Consider the following 16264-nt stretch of genomic DNA (forward strand, 5'->3'; position numbering starts at 1 on the left):
CAGTGCGTCATGGCCCGGATTGCGGCATTTTCGCACTTAGCGTTTTCCATCCCTTGCATGCCGAATTGCGGCGCACCATGATTAAAGCCAGACCTGCGATCACCGCGGGAGGGAGAACATCATGGCGAGCTACCAGAAAATCCTGCTGTGCTACGACGGCTCGCGCGAAGGCCGCAAGGCACTGCGTTGCGGGGCGGACCTCGCGCTGGATCTGAAAGCGGAAACGCATTTGTTGTCGGTCGTGGATATGCGCTCGAGCATTGCCCAGAGCGCGGGCCTCCTGACCGACGTGGCGTGCGGCAGCTTCGAGAAAACCGCGCGTGACATCCTGCAGGAAGGCGTCGACTGGCTGACCGAGCGCGGCGTGAGCGCGCAAGGTCATTTTGCGTTTGGCCACCCGATCGACGAAATCGCGAATCTGGCGAACGATCTGCACGTGGACCTCGTCGTCGTGGGGCATCGCTGCCGCACCGGTTTGTCGCGCTGGTGGATGGGCGCGGGCAATACGCCGTTGCTCGACCGCGTCTCGTGCAGCATTCTCGTGGCCTGTTCTTCGGCGCAGGAGCAGCAGCAGGCAGCCGAGGCGGCTTAACCGTTCAGATTGACCGCTGCCAGTTTCCAGGAAAACAACCCTTCGCGGCGCAGGATCGCCGAATAGCGTGTGTCGCCCACGCCGTGCTGATACGTGACCACGAATTCGTTGATGCCGCGGTAGCCGGCCGTGGTCTGCGGCGGTACGGGTGGTTGCTGTTGTGCCGGCGCTGGTGTAGCTGGAGCCTGAGTGGTGGCAGATGCTGAATTTGCCGCGCCGCGGGTGGTGCCGATTGAGGCATTTTCCGGCGGCGCCGGCGGCCGGTCATCTGGATTGCCGCGCGGCGGCATCCCATTGAGCAGGGCCGCGACGCCGTCCGGTGTCGCATAGGCATCCACCAGCGGGCCGATCAGCGCCACGCCGATCATTGCGCCCAGCGCCGCGAGCGGATTGCCGCTTGCATGCAGCCGCCTCGTCAGCAAGCCGGCTACCTGTTCCTTCAGACTTTCACGTAACGCAGGATAGTCGACGTATTGGTCGACCGTTTGCGCATCGCGCGCGTCAGCTGCGCGTTTCAGATGGTCCAAAGCCAGATAGGGCGACGCATAGCCGTACCCCAGCACGGCAACCACGACTACGGCAATCAGCGTGATGACCAGCGGCCGGCCGTAGCCGGGTTTTGCAGGTGTTGAAACAGCCATCGGACGAAACTCTCCGTCATGTGTGATCTAACATGGACCACAGCGGCGGTGAAACGATCCCTTCGCGATCCGGGCTATCGTCCGACGCCCGGCGAGGCGCGCGTCAGTCACGCAAGCCGCTTACTCGAACAACGCGTTCTGCAAACCCGCACGTTCCTCGTCGATGCAACGGTCGATCATCCGGCATACCGCATCGACGGTGCCGACCATGATCAGCCGCGATGGCCCGTGATAGACGCGCACCGGCGCGCGCCGTGCCGGCTCCGCCGTATTCAGTCCCGAGTTCAGTGACACGCGCGCAAAGGCGGGCAATGCCGAAGGCAAGGTCGAGCCATGCGAGGCGTCTGGAGCAGGTGCGTCGAACAACGACGCAGTAACACTGGACGCCTCGACAGATGCGCAGGGCACAAGGCTGCGCAGATGGCGCAGACGACCGAACTGGCGGAAGGGCAGCAAACGGGCAAGGCGTTCCATGAATCTCTCCAGGCTATGTTCAGGGCGGGGTTCAGAACTCGGTAGGGCGAATCAGCCCTACCGCAATGCCTTCCAGCGCGAATTCCGCACTGCCGGCCTGAACGAAGATGTTTTCGTAATCGGGGTTCTCGGCGATCAGCTCGATACCGTTCGGCCGACGCTTGAGACGCTTCACCGTCACGTCGTCGCCGAGTCGCGCAACGATGATCTGGCCGTCTTTGGCTTCGCTTTTCTTTTGCACGGCGAGCAGGTCGCCGTCGAAGATGCCGGCGTCGCGCATGGACAGGCCGCGCACCTTCAACAGGTAGTCGGGCTTGCTTGAGAACAGCGCCGGGTCGCACGCGTAGTGCTGGGCGATGTGTTCCTGCGCGAGGATCGGGCTACCCGCTGCCACCCGGCCGATCAACGGCAGCGACAACTGCATCAGGCTGGCATGCGGCAGCGTGAACTGGTGCGGCGCGTCGTCCTGCCCGGCGAGTAGCCGGATGCCGCGTGAAGCGCCCGCCGCCAGTTCGATCACACCCTTGCGGGCCAGCGCGCGCAGATGTTCCTCCGCCGAATTGGCCGAGCTGAAGCCCAGTTCGGCGGCAATCTCCGCGCGGGTGGGCGGAAAGCCGGTGCGTTCGATTGCCCGGCGGATCAGTTCGAAAACCTCTTGCTGTCGTGCGGTGAGTTTGGTCATGGCGCCACTGTATGGATAGACAGGTGACTGTATTTTTATACAGTATCCGGCGCATTTCAAGCTTTACTTTAAGTTCACGGTTCGGGGTGGCGTTACAACGCCGCTCGCGGGCGTTCATGCAACCGTTTTCGTGCCGCAACGCCGCGTCTGGCTGTCATTACCACTTTTGCGTATTAAAAAATGAAGAAACATTATTTTTAATGATGAAGGCGCTTCGATAGACTGGCCTCCACTCGCAGCACAGCGGCGGCGCGCGGCATACAACAGGCGTTGACCCATAAACCACAAAGCGGAGAAGGTGGATGAACTATCAGGGCACGGGGCTGGCAGGCAAGACCAGGAAACTCATTACCGCGCTGGCGCTCGGCGCGGCAGCGGTGCTTGGTCTGGCGGCTCAGGCCCAGGCGGCGGATCCGACGTTGCTGAACGTTTCGTACGATCCGACGCGCGAGCTGTATCAGCAGGTCAACCAGGCGTTTGGCAAGCAATGGAAGGCGCAAACCGGCGAAACCATTACCTTCAAGCAGTCGCACGGCGGCTCGGGCGCGCAGGCGCGCTCGGTGCTCGACGGCCTGCAGGCTGACGTGGTGACGCTCGCGCTCGCCTACGACATCGACGCGCTGGCCAGCAAGGGCCTCGTCGACAGGAACTGGCAAAAGCGCCTGCCCGACAATGCCGCGCCGTACACCTCGACGATCGTGTTCCTCGTGCGCAAGGGCAATCCGAAGCACATCAAGGATTGGGACGACCTGATCAAGCCGGGTGTGTCGATCGTCACGCCGAACCCGAAGACCTCGGGCGGCGCGCGCTGGAACTATCTGGCGGCGTGGGCCTATGCCGAACATCAACCGGGCGGCAACGACCAGAAAGCCAGGGACTTCGTCTCGAAGCTCTATAAGAATGCGGGCGTGCTCGATTCGGGCGCGCGCGGCGCGACCACGAGCTTCGTGCAACGCGGTATCGGCGACGTGCTGATTGCCTGGGAAAACGAGGCGTTTCTGTCGCTGAAGGAATTTGGCCCGGACAAGTTCGAGATCGTGGTGCCGTCCGTGAGCATTCTGGCCGAGCCGCCGGTGGCGGTGGTCGACAAGGTGGTGGACAGGCACGGCACGCGCAAGGTGGCAGAGGCGTATCTGAACTTCCTGTATAGCGAGCAAGGCCAGGAGATCGCCGCTGAGAACTTCTACCGCCCGCGTTCGGACAAGGTGCCGGCCGCGCTGACCGCGAAGTTCCCGAAGCTCAAGCTGTACACGGTGGATGACAGCTTCGGCGGCTGGGCGAACGCGCAGAAGACGCACTTTGCCGACGGCGGCGTGTTCGACTCGATCTATTCGCCGCAGTGATGCACGCAGGGCGCGCCGCCACGCGCCCCGGCATGCAGCGGCAAGACGCAAGCAGGCGCGCCCCGCGAGGCGCGCTTTTTGGCCACCTGTTGACGAAGCTTTGGCCACGCCTTGAACGAACCGGCCGCCAGCGCTTAACCCAGAAAGAGCATCCAGCATGACGACGTTGACCTTCCGCAAGCCGAGCGCGTTACCCGGCTTCGGCCTGACGCTCGGCATCACCGTGGCGTATCTGAGCCTCGTGGTGCTGATTCCGCTCGCGGCCACCTTTCTCAAGACGGCCACGCTCGACTGGGCCCAGTTCGTACGCGCCGTCAGTTCGCCGCGCGTGCTGGCGTCGTACCGGCTGACGTTTTTCTCCGCGCTCGGCGGCGCGCTGATCAATGCGGTGTTCGGCTTTCTCGTCGCGTGGGTGCTGGTGCGCTACACGTTTCCGTTCAAGCGCCTCGTCGACGCCGTCGTCGATCTGCCGTTTGCCCTGCCCACCTCGGTGGCCGGCATTTCGCTCGCCGCCGTGTACGCAGGCAATGGCTGGATCGGCCAGTTTCTCAAGCCGCTCGGCATCAAGATCGCCTTCACGCCGGCCGGCGTGCTGGTCGCGCTGACTTTCATCGGCTTGCCGTTCGTGGTGCGCACCGTCCAGCCGGTGCTCGAAGAATTCGAGCGCGAGCAGGAAGAGGCTGCTGCGTGCCTCGGCGCCTCGCGCTGGCTGACCTTTCGCCGGGTGGTGCTGCCCGCCGTGTTGCCGGCGCTGCTGACCGGTTTCGCGCTGGCGTTCGCGCGCGCGTTGGGCGAATACGGTTCGGTGATTTTCATTGCCGGCAACGTGCCGATGAAATCGGAGATCACGTCGCTGCTCATCATCACCAAGCTCGAACAGTATGACTACGCGGGCGCCACGGCATTGGCCGTGGTGATGCTGGTGGTGTCGTTCCTGATGCTGCTCCTGATCAACACGCTGCAGTGGTATCTGCAGCGCCGCACGAAGCGTGGCGCCGCGGCGCCGGCGCTGCCCGTCGCGACGGCGGCCACGGGAGGCGCGCAATGAGCCATGATTCCGCCGCTTTGCCGCCGGTGTCGCGCGCAGCCGCCAACGCCGCACGTCGGGCCGATCCGGTGACCGAACCGCGTCTCGTACGCTGGGTTTTGACGGCCATCGCGCTGCTGTTTCTCGCGCTGTTTCTGGTCGTGCCGCTCGTCGCGGTGTTTTATCAGGCGTTGAGCAAGGGCTTTGGGGTGTACTTCGACGCGCTCGTCGATCCCGACGCCGTCTCCGCGATCAAGCTGACGCTCCTCACCGCCGCGATTGCGGTGCCGCTGAATCTGGCCTTCGGACTGGCTGCGTCATGGTGCATCGCCAAGTTCGAATTCAAGGGCAAGGCGCTGTTGACCACCTTGATCGACTTGCCGTTTTCGGTGTCGCCGGTCGTCTCGGGTCTGGTCTATGTGCTGCTGTTCGGCGCCCAGGGCTGGTTCGGTCCCTGGCTGCAGGATCACAACGTGCAGATCATCTTCGCGGTGCCGGGCATCGTGCTGGCGACGGTCTTCGTGACGTTCCCGTTCGTCGCCCGTGAGCTGATTCCGTTGATGCAGGCTCAGGGCAACGACGAGGAAGAGGCCGCGCATGTGCTCGGCGCATCCGGCTGGCAGACCTTTCGCCGGGTCACGCTGCCCAATGTCAAATGGGGCCTGCTGTACGGCGTGATTCTGTGTAACGCGCGCGCCATGGGCGAGTTCGGTGCGGTCTCCGTCGTGTCCGGTCATATTCGCGGTCAGACGGACACGATTCCGCTGCACGTCGAAATTCTCTACAACGAATACAACTTTTCGGCAGCGTTTGCCGTGGCCTCCCTGCTCGCGCTGCTGGCGCTGGTGACGCTGGGTCTGAAGCTGCTCGCCGAGCGCCATATGTCCGCGGAACTGGCGGCTGGGCGCGAGCTTCCCGCGCACGCCGGTCCCGCCGTATTGCCGTCTTCATCGACGCAGCACCCGGTCCAATAAGAGGAATCATCAATGGGCATCACCGTTCGTAACCTGCAAAAGCGCTTTGGCGATTTCACCGCGCTCGATAACGTTTCGCTCGATTTCCCACCGGGGGAACTGGTTGCGCTGCTCGGACCGTCGGGTTGTGGCAAGACCACGCTGCTGCGCGTGATCGCCGGCCTGGAATATGCCGACTCGGGCCAGGTCGTGCTGCAAGGTCAGGACGTGGCGACCGTCGGCGCGCGCGAGCGCCAGGTTGGCTTCGTGTTCCAGCATTACGCACTGTTCCGGCACATGACGGTGTTCGAAAACGTCGCCTTCGGCCTGCGCGTGAAGCCGCGCAAGGAGCGGCCGGCCGAGGCGGTGATCCGCGAAAAGGTGCATGAATTGCTGAAGCTCGTGCAACTGGACTGGCTGGCGCAGCGCTATCCGTCGGAACTGTCAGGCGGTCAGCGCCAGCGCATTGCGCTGGCGCGCGCGCTGGCGGTCGAGCCGAAGGTGTTGCTGCTCGACGAACCGTTCGGCGCGCTGGATGCCAAGGTGCGCAAGGAATTGCGCAGCTGGCTGCGGCGCTTGCACGACGATCTGCATATCTCGACTATCTTCGTCACGCACGATCAGGAAGAGGCGCTCGAAGTGGCGGACCGTATCGTCGTATTGAATCGCGGCCACGTGGAGCAGGTGGGCAGTCCGCAGGACGTGTACGATCACCCGCAGACCTCGTTTGTGTATGAGTTTCTCGGCGCGGCCAACCGTTTGCACGGCCGGGTCGATCAAAATGGTTTCGTGGTGGACGGCGCGGCGTTGCCGGTGGCCATTTCAGCCGGTTTCGAAGGCCCCGCGTTCGCGTATGTGCGCCCGCACGATCTGCAACTTTATCCAGAGGGCGCGGGTCATCGGGACGGCATTGTGGTCGGCGTGCGGCGCGTGGTGACGCTCGGCGGCTCGGTGCGCGTCGAACTCGCAGGACGCGAAGGCCACGTGCTCGAAGCCGAACTGGATCGCGAAGCGTGGCGCGCGCTGCAACTCGGGATCGGCGACGGCGTGACGGCCGTGCCGCGCGCCTTGCGCGTGTTTCCCGCACATTAAATAACCTGACTTCGGCCAAACCGGAGAGATACCCATGAACTTCCAGCAACTGCGCTTCGTGCGCGAGGCCGTGCGCCAGAACATGAACCTGACCGAGGTGGCGAACGTGCTGTACACGTCGCAGTCGGGCGTGTCGAAACAGATCAAGGACCTCGAGGACGAACTCGGCGTGGATATTTTCATCCGCCGCGGCAAACGTCTGACGGGCTTGACCGAACCGGGCAAGGCAGTGCATCAGCTGATCGAACGCATGCTGCTCGACGCTGAAAACCTGCGCCGTGTGGCGCGTCAATACGCGGATCAGGACAGCGGCCACCTGGTGGTTGCCACGACCCACACGCAGGCACGCTACGCGCTGCCCAAGGTGATCCGCCAGTTCACCGAGGTGTTCCCGAAGGTGCATCTGGCGCTGCGCCAGGGCAGTCCGCAACAGATTGCGCAGATGATCATCAACGGCGAGGCCGATATCGGCATTTCGACTGAAGCGCTCGACCGCTTTCCGGATATCGTCACGTTCCCGTGCTATTCGTGGCACCACATCGTGGTGGTGCCGAAAGACCACCCGCTGGTGGGACGTCAGAACCTGACGCTCGATGAAATCGCCGAATTCCCGATCGTCACGTACGACCAGGATTTCACCGGCCGCTCGCATATCGACCAGGCGTTTGCGAAATCGGGCGCGTTGCCCGATGTGGTGCTGACCGCGATCGACGCCGACGTGATCAAAACCTATGTCGAACTCGGCATGGGGATCGGCGTGGTCGCCGCGATGGCCTACGATCCGAAGCGCGATACGGAACTGGTCGCGCTCGATACACAGCATCTGTTCGAAGCGAGCACCACGCGGGTCGGTTTGCGCAAGGGGGCGTTCCTGCGGGCCTATGCGTATCGTCTGCTGGAAATGTTCGCGCCGCAGCTGAAGGAAGCGGACATTGCCGCGCAACTGCGCGAAGTGGCGTGAAGTAATGGGAAGTGGGCTGACGCGGCTTGAGGCCTGAGCCGGCACGTCCGCTCGGGTGACTTCACGGCCGCGGCCATACAGTTTCGAACGCGGGGCGGCGTGCGGCGGATCGCTTACAATCGCCGCCATGAATATCTCGATTTCTTCCTCCGCAGCGCCGCCAGCCGGCGCGCTGCCGCGCATTGCCGTGCTGGCGACGGGCGGCACGATCGCCGGCTCGGCCGCCGACGTCACCAATACTTCGGGCTACAAGGCGGGCGTGGTCGGCGTCGACCGTCTGGTCGAAGCCGTGCCCGCGCTGGCCACGGTCGCGCAGATCCAGCCTGAGCAGATTGCCAGCGTCGACAGCAAGGACATGGCGTTGGCGTTATGGACCACGCTGGCGCAACGCGTCAACGCGCTGCTGGCGAGCGACGAGATCGACGGTGTCGTCATCACTCACGGTACCGATACGCTCGAGGAAACCGCCTACCTGCTGCATCTGACGGTGAAGGGCAGCAAGCCGGTCGTCCTGACCGCGGCGATGCGTCCGGCCTCCGCGCTTTCCGCCGACGGTCCGCTGAATCTGCTCAACGCGGTAACGGTGGCGGCGAGCAAGGCGGCACACGGGCAGGGCGTGCTGGTCGCGTTCAATAACCGCATTCACAGCGCGCGCGACGTCGTGAAGACCAGCACGTACGCGGTGGATGCATTCCAGTCGCCGGAAATCGGCGCGCTGGGTTGGGTGCAGGATGGCCGCGTCGAGTTTCAGCGCGCCGTGCTGCGCCCGCATACCGTCGACACGGAATTCGTGATTGGCGACAAGTGGCCCGGCGTCGAGATCGTCACGAGCTACGCGGGAGCCTCGCGGATCACGGTGGATGCCCTGGTGGCGGCGGGCGTGCGCGGCATCGTGGTGGCGGGTACGGGCAATGGCTCGATTCACGCGTCCATGCAGCAGGCGCTGGCCGACGCGGTGACGCAAGGCGTCGTGGTGGTGCGCGCATCGCGGGTCGGCTCGGGGCATGTGATGCGCAACGGCGCGGCGCCCGACGACGTGCTCGGCTTCGTGACGGCGGGCTCGCTCAACCCGTACAAGGCGCGCGTGCTGCTGATGCTGGCACTGGCGGCCGGTGCTACGGGCGGCGTGGCATTGCAGAAGGTCTTCGACAGGTATTGAGCGCGCGGCTTCGTGGCGCCAGTCACATCAAACGCGGCGGCGAGGGGAGGACCCTTGCCGCCGCGTTGCCATTTCTGCGTCGCCGCTGGTCGCCGCCGGTCGGCGCGTGCCGCTGAATTTCGCCGGTTTGCTGGCCGCTTTGTGAGGTACCACACGGTGCGGCCAGGCTGGCGCCGCTACGATCGGCGCTACCGGCTGTGATCCTCCGGAGAGTGTCGTATGCGGGAATGCTCCGGATCGGCGTCATGCCGGTCATGCATCCGCTGCCGGCAACCCTATCAAGCAGGTGAGCAGGAGGGCCGTGATGGCTTTGGGTACAGCAGAATCGGGCGCTACGGAGCCGTACGCACAGGAGCGCATCAGCAACAGCGGCGCGATGGGCGCACCGTTCAGCGGCTCGCGGCTCGTCGCGTGGTATGCGATCTTCGCGGCCATTTCGATCGTGGCCAACCTCGGCAGCCAGAAACTCGCGTTCTGGCTCTACCAGGGCCCATTCGCGGTGCTGCTCTCCGTTTGCGTCGGCACGGCGGTCGGTTTGATCATCAAATACGCGCTCGATAAAGCGTGGATTTTCCACTATCCCCACCGCAGCGTGGCGCATGGCGTACAGACCTTCGTGATGTACGTCGTGATGGGGCTCGGCACGACCTTTGTTTTCTGGGGTGTCGAATTCGCGGCGGATGCGCTGTTCCACTCCGAGACCGCACGTCTCTGCGGCGGCGCGCTCGGACTGATCCTCGGCTACTTCACCAAGTACCAACTCGACAAACGCTTCGTCTTCGCATGAAGGTAGTGCGCTGGCGCACAGTGGTTCGGACACGGCATCGTTAGCATCGTCACATGTAATGCGGATGTTCATTTGCGGCGCGCGCACGACGCATGCGCGGCCACGATCCGATAATCAGGTGGCGAGGTAGACATGGCTAGCGCAACGATCCCGTTGTGTGTGGATCTGGATGGCACGCTCACGCGGACCGACTTTCTGCTCGAAAGTTTTTTCGTTCTGGTCAAGCAGAATCCCTTGGCGATTTTCCTTTGCCTGCGCTGGATGCTGCGCGGTAAGGCCTATCTGAAGGAACAGATCGCGAAGCGCGTGACGATCGACGTCGGCGTGCTGCCGTACAACACGCAACTCGTGGACTATCTGCGCGACGAACATTCGGCGGGCCGCTCGCTGTATCTGTGCACCGCATCCAATCGCCGTTTCGCCAATCAGGTCGCGGATCACTTCGGCCTGTTCTCCGGCGTGCTGTCGAGCACCGAAGATCACAACCTGCTTGGACGCAACAAGGCCAAGGCGCTGGTCGAGCAGTTCGGCGACGGCGGTTTCGACTACTGCGGCGACGCAATGGCGGACGTACCCGTGTGGCGCCAGGCGCGGCGTGCCATCGTGGTGGGCGACAAACAGATCGCCGCGGCCGCGCGCAAGGTCAATGAGGCAATCATTTTCTTCGAACGCAAACGCCAGTTGCTGCCGCTCGTGCTCAAGGAAATGCGCGTGCATCAATGGGTGAAGAACGTGTTGATCTTCGTGCCGCTGTTTACCGCGCACAAGTTCACCGATCCCGCTTCGATCGTGGCAGCCTGTATCGCGTTTGCGTCGTTCAGCCTGTGCGCATCGTCCGTGTATCTGCTCAATGACATGCTCGATCTGGACGCGGACCGCCGCCATGCGCGCAAGCGCAGCCGGCCATTTGCGTCAGGCAGTCTGCCGCTGTCGTTCGGCATTGTGATGACGATCGCACTACTGGTCGCGGGCGGCGCGCTGGCGCTCCTGCTGCCATGGAAATTCGGCGTCGTGCTGGCTGCTTATCTCGCCGCGACGGTGGCGTATTCGTTCAGTCTCAAACGCATGGCTCTGGTCGACGTGTTCACGCTTGCCTGCCTGTATACCGTGCGCGTGATCGCAGGCGGCACTGCCGATGCGATTCCGCTGTCGTACTGGCTCATCCTGTTCTGCGTGCCGATCTTCCTGAGCCTTGCGATGGTCAAGCGCTACGTCGAGCTCGAAAGCATCTTGCGGCTCGGCAAGATGGAGGCGGCCGGGCGCGGGTACATCACGCAGGACATGTCGATCCTGCGCTCGTTCGGCACGTCGTCGGCCTATCTGGCGGTCCTCGTGCTGGCGCTCTATCTGAATTCGCCGGAACTGAAACTGTTGTACCGCCATCCGCAGTTGCTCTGGGCGGTGTTCGCGCTGACGCTGTATTGGGTGAGCCGGATCTGGATGTTCGCGTTTCGCGGACAGATGCATGACGACCCGATCGTATTTGCCTTCAAGGATCGCGTCAGTGTTGCGGTGATCGCGCTTTGCGGAGCGTGCATGACGCTGGCGATCTAGGCTGCGGGGAGCAGGTGTCCTGCGCGTGAGACAAGCGTGAAATCCGACAGCCGGACACCCGACCGCGACGTCTGACCGACCAAGGCTTCCCCGGCGCTGCCGGGTGCCGCTGCGGACCCCACTTGCCGCTCTCAGCCCAGAGCGGCACGATTTGCCCGATGCGCCGAGCGTGTTGCACGCCGCATCGGACGCCCCACCTGCCGGTCGCCGTGCGGCAACCGTACTCGCGGCGGCCGTTTCCACGGCCGCCGGTACGTCATCAAGCTGCCTTGACTTCCTTACCCGGCGCCTGAGCGACTTCGAAGTTCGCCATGATTTCGAGGGCGCGCACCATGGCCGAGTGATCCCACGCCTTGCCGCCGTTCGCTGCGCACACGCTAAAGAGTTGCTGCGCGCTCGCCGTATGCGGCAGTGCGATGCCCAGCTTGCGTGCGCCGTCGAGCGCGAGGTTCAGGTCCTTCTGATGCAGTTCGATACGGAAGCCCGGATCGAAGGTGCGCTTCGTCATGCGCTCGCCGTGTACTTCGAGAATCCGCGAGGATGCGAAGCCGCCCATCAGCGCGCGGCGCACGCGTTCCGGATCCGCGCCCGAGCGGGCCGCGAACAGCAATGCTTCGGCCACCGCTTCGATGTTCAGCGCGACGATGATCTGGTTCGCAACCTTGCATGTCTGGCCCGCGCCGTTCTCGCCGATCAGCGAGATGTTCTTGCCCATCAGCTCGAAGAGCGGCTTGGCCTGTGCGAACGCTTTTTCCGGACCGCCCACCATGATCGTCAGCGACGCTTCACGCGCGCCGACTTCGCCGCCGGAAACCGGCGCGTCGAGGTAATCGACGCCGAGCGCGTTGATCTTCTTCGCGAACGCTTGCGTGTCGAGCGGGGAGATCGAGCTCATGTCGATCACCAGCTTGCCCTGCGTGAGGCCCTTGGCCACCCCGTCGTCGGCGAACAGCACGTTGGCGACGTCGGGCGTATCCGGCACCATGATGATGACGATGTCAGCGGCCTGCGCAACAGCCGTTGAATCCGCAACCACCGTGGTGGTCTTGCCCAGATCTTCCGGTACCGGATAGGCGCCGTTGACGAACAGCGAATGACCGCCCTTGATGAGATTGCGCGCCATATGCGCGCCCATGATGCCGAGGCCGATAAATCCAATCTTTGCCATGTGATTGTGTCTCCAGTGAGTGGGTGGGCGAGTGTCGGTTTGCGTCTGCGGAGTCCGCTCAGGCGGCCACGTGCGCCGCGCCGCGAATCTGGCCCGCGACGCTTTGCACCCAGGCGAGGCCTTCGATGGTGCTCGTGCGCGGCTTGTATTCGCAGCCGACGTAGCCGTCATAACCGAGCGAGTCGAGCAGGTCGAACAGAAACGGATAGTTGATTTCGCCAGTGCCCGGTTCGTTACGGCCCGGGTTGTCGGCAAGCTGGATGTGCGCGATCGACGCCAGGTTCTTCCTGATCGTCGCGGCCAGTTCGCCTTCCATCCGTTGCATGTGATAGATGTCGTACTGCAGGTACAGGTTGTCCGAACCGACTGCGCGAATCACATCGAGACCTTCCGCGGAGCGGTTCAGCGCGAAACCAGGGATGTCATACGAATTGCACGGCTCGACCAGCAGCTTGATACCTTCCTGCTTCAAGGCGTTGGCGGCAAAGCGCAGGTTGTCCACGATCGTCGCATGCGCGCGGCCAGCGTCGACGCCCGGTCCGGGAATGCCGACCAGACAGTTCAGTTGCGGCACTTTCAATGCCTTCGCATATTCGATCGCGCGGCCGACGCCTTCCTGAAACTCGCCTACGCGATCCGGCAGACAGGCAATGCCGCGTTCGCCGGCTTCCCAGTTGCCCGCGGGCAGGTTGTGCAACACGAGCTTCAGACGGTTTTGTTGCAGACGCTCGGCCAGTTCAGCACTCTGGTACGGATAGGGAAAGAGGAATTCCACCGCATTGAAGCCCGCGTCCGCGGCCGCCGCAAAGCGGTCGAGGAACGGGACTTCGTTGAACAGCATGGTGAGATTGGCTGCAAATTTCGGCATGGTCTGGGTGTCTCGATGGTCGGTCAAGGTGGACAACTGTGCTCATGCAGATTCAGGCGCGTCCGTTACACGCGTCCGTTACACGCGTCCGTCTCCACATGAGCGATAAGGCAAGCAAGCTCAGTCGAGCATGCTGATGGCGGTCGGCGCGTCCTCACGCTTCTCAGCCAGTTCTTCGAACTCGTTGATGGCGTCGATTTCGGTGCCCATCGAAATGTTGGTCACGCGTTCGAGGATCACTTCGACGATCACCGGCACGTTGAACTCGGCGAGCATCGACTGGGCTTTTTGCAGCGCGGGCTTCAACTCCTCCGGCTTGAACACGCGGATCGCCTTGCAGCCGAGGCCTTCAGCTACCGCGACGTGATCCACGCCATAGCCGTTCACTTCCGGCGCGTTGATGTTGTCGAACGCGAGTTGCACGCAGAAGTCCATCTCGAAGGCACGCTGGGCCTGGCGGATCAGACCGAGGTACGAGTTGTTGACCACCACGTGCACATACGGCAGCTTGAATTGCGCACCCACCGCAAGCTCTTCGATCATGAACTGGAAGTCATAGTCACCCGAAAGCGCGACGATTGGCCGTTGCGGGTCGGCGGCACGCACGCCGAGCGCCGCCGGGATCGTCCAGCCGAGCGGGCCGGCCTGGCCGCAGTTGATCCAGTTGCGCGCCTTGTAGACGTGCAGGAACTGCGCGCCGGCGATCTGCGACAAACCGATCGTGCTCACATAGCAGGTGTCGCGGCCGAACACCTGGTTCATTTCCTCGTACACGCGCTGCGGTTTGATCGGCACGTTATCGAAGTGCGTCTTGCGTTGCAGTGTGCGCTTGCGTTGCTGGCAGTCCGCGATCCATGCGCTGCGGTCCTTCAGCTTGCCGGCGGCTTTCCATTCCTGCGCCACTTCGACGAACAGTTCGAGCGCGGCTTTCGCGTCCGACACGATGCCGAGATCCGGCCCGAACACGCGACCAATCTGGGTCGGTTCGATGTCCACGTGCACGAACTTGCGGCCCTTGGTATAAACCTCGACGCTGCCTGTATGGCGATTGGCCCAGCGGTTGCCGATGCCGAGCACGAAGTCGGAGGCGAGCATCGTCGCATTGCCGTAGCGGTGCGAGGTCTGCAAGCCGACCATGCCGGCCATCAGCGGGTGATCATCGGGAATCGCGCCCCACGACATCAGCGTCGGAATCACGGGTACGCCCACGATTTCGGCGAACTGCACGAGCAGATCTTCCGCGGCTGCGTTGAGCACGCCGCCGCCCGAGACGATCAGCGGTTTCTCCGAGTCGTTGAGCAGCGTGAGCGCCGCTTCGATCTGCTTGCGGGTCGCCTTGGGCTTGTAGACCGGCAGCGGCTCATAGGTGTCGATGTCGAATTCGATTTCGGCGAGCTGCACGTCGATCGGCAAGTCGATCAGCACCGGGCCCGGACGGCCGGAGCGCATCAGGTGAAACGCCTGCTGGAACACTCGCGGCACGAGCGCCGGCTCGCGCACGGTCACGGCCCACTTTGTCACCGGCTTGGCGATCGATTCAATATCGACGGCCTGGAAGTCTTCTTTGTAAAGACGCGCACGCGGCGCCTGGCCCGTGATCGCGAGGATCGGGATGGAGTCAGCCTGGGCGGAATACAGCCCGGTGATCATGTCCGTTCCCGCCGGTCCCGACGTGCCAATACACACGCCGATATTGCCAGGCGCCGCCCGCGTATAACCTTCGGCCATATGCGACGCGCCTTCCACATGGCGCGCCAGCACGTGACCGATGCTGCCCGCGCGTTGCAGGGCGGAGTACAACGGGTTGATCGCCGCGCCCGGAACGCCGAAGGCCATTTCGATCCCTTCTTTTTCCAGCACGAGAACGGCTGCGTCGACTGCTCGCATTTTTGTCATGAGTGTCTCCTTCCATTGTGTTCTGCTGCATCGCGCCGATGCGCAATGTCGTTGAGGGGACTTTATGCGGTTGCCGGAGTGTTGATAAGATCAGCCAAAGTTGTTTTATCCGATACAAAATGTACGGAATGGAGGCATGACAATGGACCGCTTCAGGCAGATTGAGACGTTCGTAAAGGTCGCCGAGGCCGGCAGTCTGGCTGCGGCGGCGCTGGAGGAGGGGGTGTCGCCAGTTATTTTGGGGCGGCGTATTGACGCGCTGGAGAAGCGTCTGGGTGTCAAGCTGATGTACCGTTCCACGCGCCGTCTAGTGGTAAGCGAGGAGGGCGCGGCGTTCCTGGAGCGCTGCCGTGGTTTGCTCGCTGACTGGAACCAGGCGGAAGACGAACTCGCCGATGGCCAGCGCACCGTTGATGGCCACTTAATCGTTTCAGCCCCGGCGGCGTTCGGACGAATGCATGTGGCGCCGCACGCGCCGGGGTTTCTCATCGATAAACCCGCGTTGCAGATGTCGTTCAACCTGAATGACCGGGTAGCTGACTTGATCCGCGAGGGTTATGACCTGTCGATCCGCATAGGCGGGGCGGTCGATCAGAACTTCGTTGCCGTCAAACTCGCCGATAACCGCCGGGTGGTCTGCGGCACGCCGGCGTATTTCAAGAAGCACGGCAAGCCGAAATCGCTCGATGACCTGCCGCGCCACAACTGCCTCGCGTTCAATTTGCAGGGCGGCCAGAATCGCGGCTGGTATTTCCGTCGCAACGGCAAACTCGCGACGGTGCGTGTCTCGGGCAACCTGGATTGCAACGACGGCGAATTACTGCATCGATGGGTATCGGAAGGCCATGGACTCGGCTGGCGCTCGACCTGGGAAATCCAGCGGCAACTGGCAAACGGCGAACTGGAAACCGTCCTGGACGAGTTCGCGCTGCCCGATTACGACATCCTCGCGGTCTATCCGCAGCAGCGCTACGTAGCGGCGAAAGTGCGCTACTTCATTGATTATTTGAAGAAAATCTACGCGCAGCCGGACTATTGGAGCCGTGAAAGATGAAGTTCCCCGCCCG

16 protein-coding genes are annotated in these 16264 nt (G+C 63.1%); 10 read left to right on the forward strand and 6 right to left on the reverse strand.

All coding sequences use genetic code 11. The features are described from left to right. Window positions 1-121 precede the first annotated feature (121 nt). Complete coding sequence (locus VGH41_RS22895) at window positions 122-592, forward strand: universal stress protein (protein ID WP_331599903.1); 471 nt, start codon at window positions 122-124, stop codon at window positions 590-592. Here the strand turns inward: VGH41_RS22895 and VGH41_RS22900 are convergent. From VGH41_RS22900 to lexA, 3 genes are all read right to left on the reverse strand, one after another. Then, a complete protein-coding gene (locus tag VGH41_RS22900; protein ID WP_331599905.1) occupies window positions 589-1233 on the reverse strand; it encodes a DUF2939 domain-containing protein in 645 nt (214 codons plus the stop codon). The two genes, VGH41_RS22895 and VGH41_RS22900, sit on opposite strands and share 4 nt — an antisense overlap. 120 nt (window positions 1234-1353) lie before the next feature. Next, window positions 1354-1707, reverse strand: a complete 354-nt coding sequence (locus VGH41_RS22905; protein ID WP_331599906.1) for a hypothetical protein — start codon at window positions 1705-1707, stop codon at window positions 1354-1356. 31 nt (window positions 1708-1738) lie between these two features. Further along, window positions 1739-2389, reverse strand: a complete 651-nt coding sequence (lexA, locus tag VGH41_RS22910) for a transcriptional repressor LexA (RefSeq protein WP_331599907.1) — start codon at window positions 2387-2389, stop codon at window positions 1739-1741. 302 nt (window positions 2390-2691) lie between these two features. On the opposite strand from lexA, the gene VGH41_RS22915 reads away from it, so the two are divergent. The 8 genes from VGH41_RS22915 to VGH41_RS22950 all read left to right on the forward strand — a co-directional run bounded on the left by VGH41_RS22915 (window position 2692) and on the right by VGH41_RS22950 (window position 11265). Beyond that, a complete protein-coding gene (locus tag VGH41_RS22915) occupies window positions 2692-3732 on the forward strand; it encodes a sulfate ABC transporter substrate-binding protein (RefSeq protein ID WP_331599908.1) in 1041 nt (346 codons plus the stop codon). A gap of 157 nt (window positions 3733-3889) precedes the next feature. Further along, entirely contained in the window at window positions 3890-4780 is an 891-nt protein-coding gene (cysT, locus tag VGH41_RS22920) for a sulfate ABC transporter permease subunit CysT (RefSeq protein ID WP_331599909.1), read from the forward strand. Next, window positions 4777-5733: a sulfate ABC transporter permease subunit CysW gene (gene cysW / locus VGH41_RS22925; protein ID WP_331599911.1), complete on the forward strand. Its 957-nt coding sequence runs from the start codon at window positions 4777-4779 to the stop codon at window positions 5731-5733. The genes cysT and cysW overlap by 4 nt, the downstream gene beginning before the upstream one ends. Window positions 5734-5745: 12 nt before the next feature. Continuing rightward, window positions 5746-6804, forward strand: a complete 1059-nt coding sequence (locus tag VGH41_RS22930; RefSeq protein ID WP_331599912.1) for a sulfate ABC transporter ATP-binding protein — start codon at window positions 5746-5748, stop codon at window positions 6802-6804. 34 nt (window positions 6805-6838) lie between these two features. After that, window positions 6839-7765, forward strand: a complete 927-nt coding sequence (locus VGH41_RS22935; protein WP_331599913.1) for a CysB family HTH-type transcriptional regulator — start codon at window positions 6839-6841, stop codon at window positions 7763-7765. A gap of 127 nt (window positions 7766-7892) precedes the next feature. Further along, window positions 7893-8924, forward strand: coding sequence for an asparaginase (locus VGH41_RS22940; protein ID WP_331599914.1), 1032 nt, complete (start codon window positions 7893-7895; stop codon window positions 8922-8924). 304 nt (window positions 8925-9228) lie between these two features. After that, entirely contained in the window at window positions 9229-9711 is a 483-nt protein-coding gene (locus VGH41_RS22945; RefSeq protein ID WP_331599915.1) for a GtrA family protein, read from the forward strand. 132 nt (window positions 9712-9843) lie between these two features. Further along, window positions 9844-11265, forward strand: coding sequence for a UbiA family prenyltransferase (locus VGH41_RS22950; protein WP_331599916.1), 1422 nt, complete (start codon window positions 9844-9846; stop codon window positions 11263-11265). A gap of 259 nt (window positions 11266-11524) precedes the next feature. Here the strand turns inward: VGH41_RS22950 and VGH41_RS22955 are convergent, their stop codons facing one another. From VGH41_RS22955 to gcl, 3 genes are all read right to left on the reverse strand, one after another. Beyond that, window positions 11525-12433: a 2-hydroxy-3-oxopropionate reductase gene (locus tag VGH41_RS22955; RefSeq protein WP_331599918.1), complete on the reverse strand. Its 909-nt coding sequence runs from the start codon at window positions 12431-12433 to the stop codon at window positions 11525-11527. A gap of 58 nt (window positions 12434-12491) precedes the next feature. Then, entirely contained in the window at window positions 12492-13301 is an 810-nt protein-coding gene (otnI, locus tag VGH41_RS22960) for a 2-oxo-tetronate isomerase (protein ID WP_331599919.1), read from the reverse strand. A gap of 120 nt (window positions 13302-13421) precedes the next feature. Beyond that, entirely contained in the window at window positions 13422-15197 is a 1776-nt protein-coding gene (gene gcl, locus VGH41_RS22965) for a glyoxylate carboligase (RefSeq protein WP_331599920.1), read from the reverse strand. Window positions 15198-15339: 142 nt separating this feature from the next. Between gcl and VGH41_RS22970 the strand changes: the two genes are divergently transcribed. Continuing rightward, the gene (locus VGH41_RS22970) at window positions 15340-16251 is read left to right on the forward strand and encodes a LysR family transcriptional regulator (RefSeq protein ID WP_331599921.1); all 912 of its coding nucleotides are present in this window, start codon (window positions 15340-15342) and stop codon (window positions 16249-16251) included. The last annotated feature ends 13 nt before the right edge of the window (window positions 16252-16264 follow it).

The sequence above is a fragment of the Paraburkholderia sp. genome (assembly GCF_036488795.1).
Classification (GTDB): domain Bacteria; phylum Pseudomonadota; class Gammaproteobacteria; order Burkholderiales; family Burkholderiaceae; genus Paraburkholderia.

Coding starts and splice junctions, on each gene's coding strand:
- VGH41_RS22895 (WP_331599903.1), top strand. CDS start 122: ATGGCGAGCTACCAGAAAATCCTGCTGTGCTACGACGGCTCGCGCGAA.
- VGH41_RS22900 (WP_331599905.1), bottom strand. CDS start 1,233: ATGGCTGTTTCAACACCTGCAAAACCCGGCTACGGCCGGCCGCTGGTC.
- VGH41_RS22905 (WP_331599906.1), bottom strand. CDS start 1,707: ATGGAACGCCTTGCCCGTTTGCTGCCCTTCCGCCAGTTCGGTCGTCTG.
- lexA (WP_331599907.1), bottom strand. CDS start 2,389: ATGACCAAACTCACCGCACGACAGCAAGAGGTTTTCGAACTGATCCGC.
- VGH41_RS22915 (WP_331599908.1), top strand. CDS start 2,692: ATGAACTATCAGGGCACGGGGCTGGCAGGCAAGACCAGGAAACTCATT.
- cysT (WP_331599909.1), top strand. CDS start 3,890: ATGACGACGTTGACCTTCCGCAAGCCGAGCGCGTTACCCGGCTTCGGC.
- cysW (WP_331599911.1), top strand. CDS start 4,777: ATGAGCCATGATTCCGCCGCTTTGCCGCCGGTGTCGCGCGCAGCCGCC.
- VGH41_RS22930 (WP_331599912.1), top strand. CDS start 5,746: ATGGGCATCACCGTTCGTAACCTGCAAAAGCGCTTTGGCGATTTCACC.
- VGH41_RS22935 (WP_331599913.1), top strand. CDS start 6,839: ATGAACTTCCAGCAACTGCGCTTCGTGCGCGAGGCCGTGCGCCAGAAC.
- VGH41_RS22940 (WP_331599914.1), top strand. CDS start 7,893: ATGAATATCTCGATTTCTTCCTCCGCAGCGCCGCCAGCCGGCGCGCTG.
- VGH41_RS22945 (WP_331599915.1), top strand. CDS start 9,229: ATGGCTTTGGGTACAGCAGAATCGGGCGCTACGGAGCCGTACGCACAG.
- VGH41_RS22950 (WP_331599916.1), top strand. CDS start 9,844: ATGGCTAGCGCAACGATCCCGTTGTGTGTGGATCTGGATGGCACGCTC.
- VGH41_RS22955 (WP_331599918.1), bottom strand. CDS start 12,433: ATGGCAAAGATTGGATTTATCGGCCTCGGCATCATGGGCGCGCATATG.
- otnI (WP_331599919.1), bottom strand. CDS start 13,301: ATGCCGAAATTTGCAGCCAATCTCACCATGCTGTTCAACGAAGTCCCG.
- gcl (WP_331599920.1), bottom strand. CDS start 15,197: ATGACAAAAATGCGAGCAGTCGACGCAGCCGTTCTCGTGCTGGAAAAA.
- VGH41_RS22970 (WP_331599921.1), top strand. CDS start 15,340: ATGGACCGCTTCAGGCAGATTGAGACGTTCGTAAAGGTCGCCGAGGCC.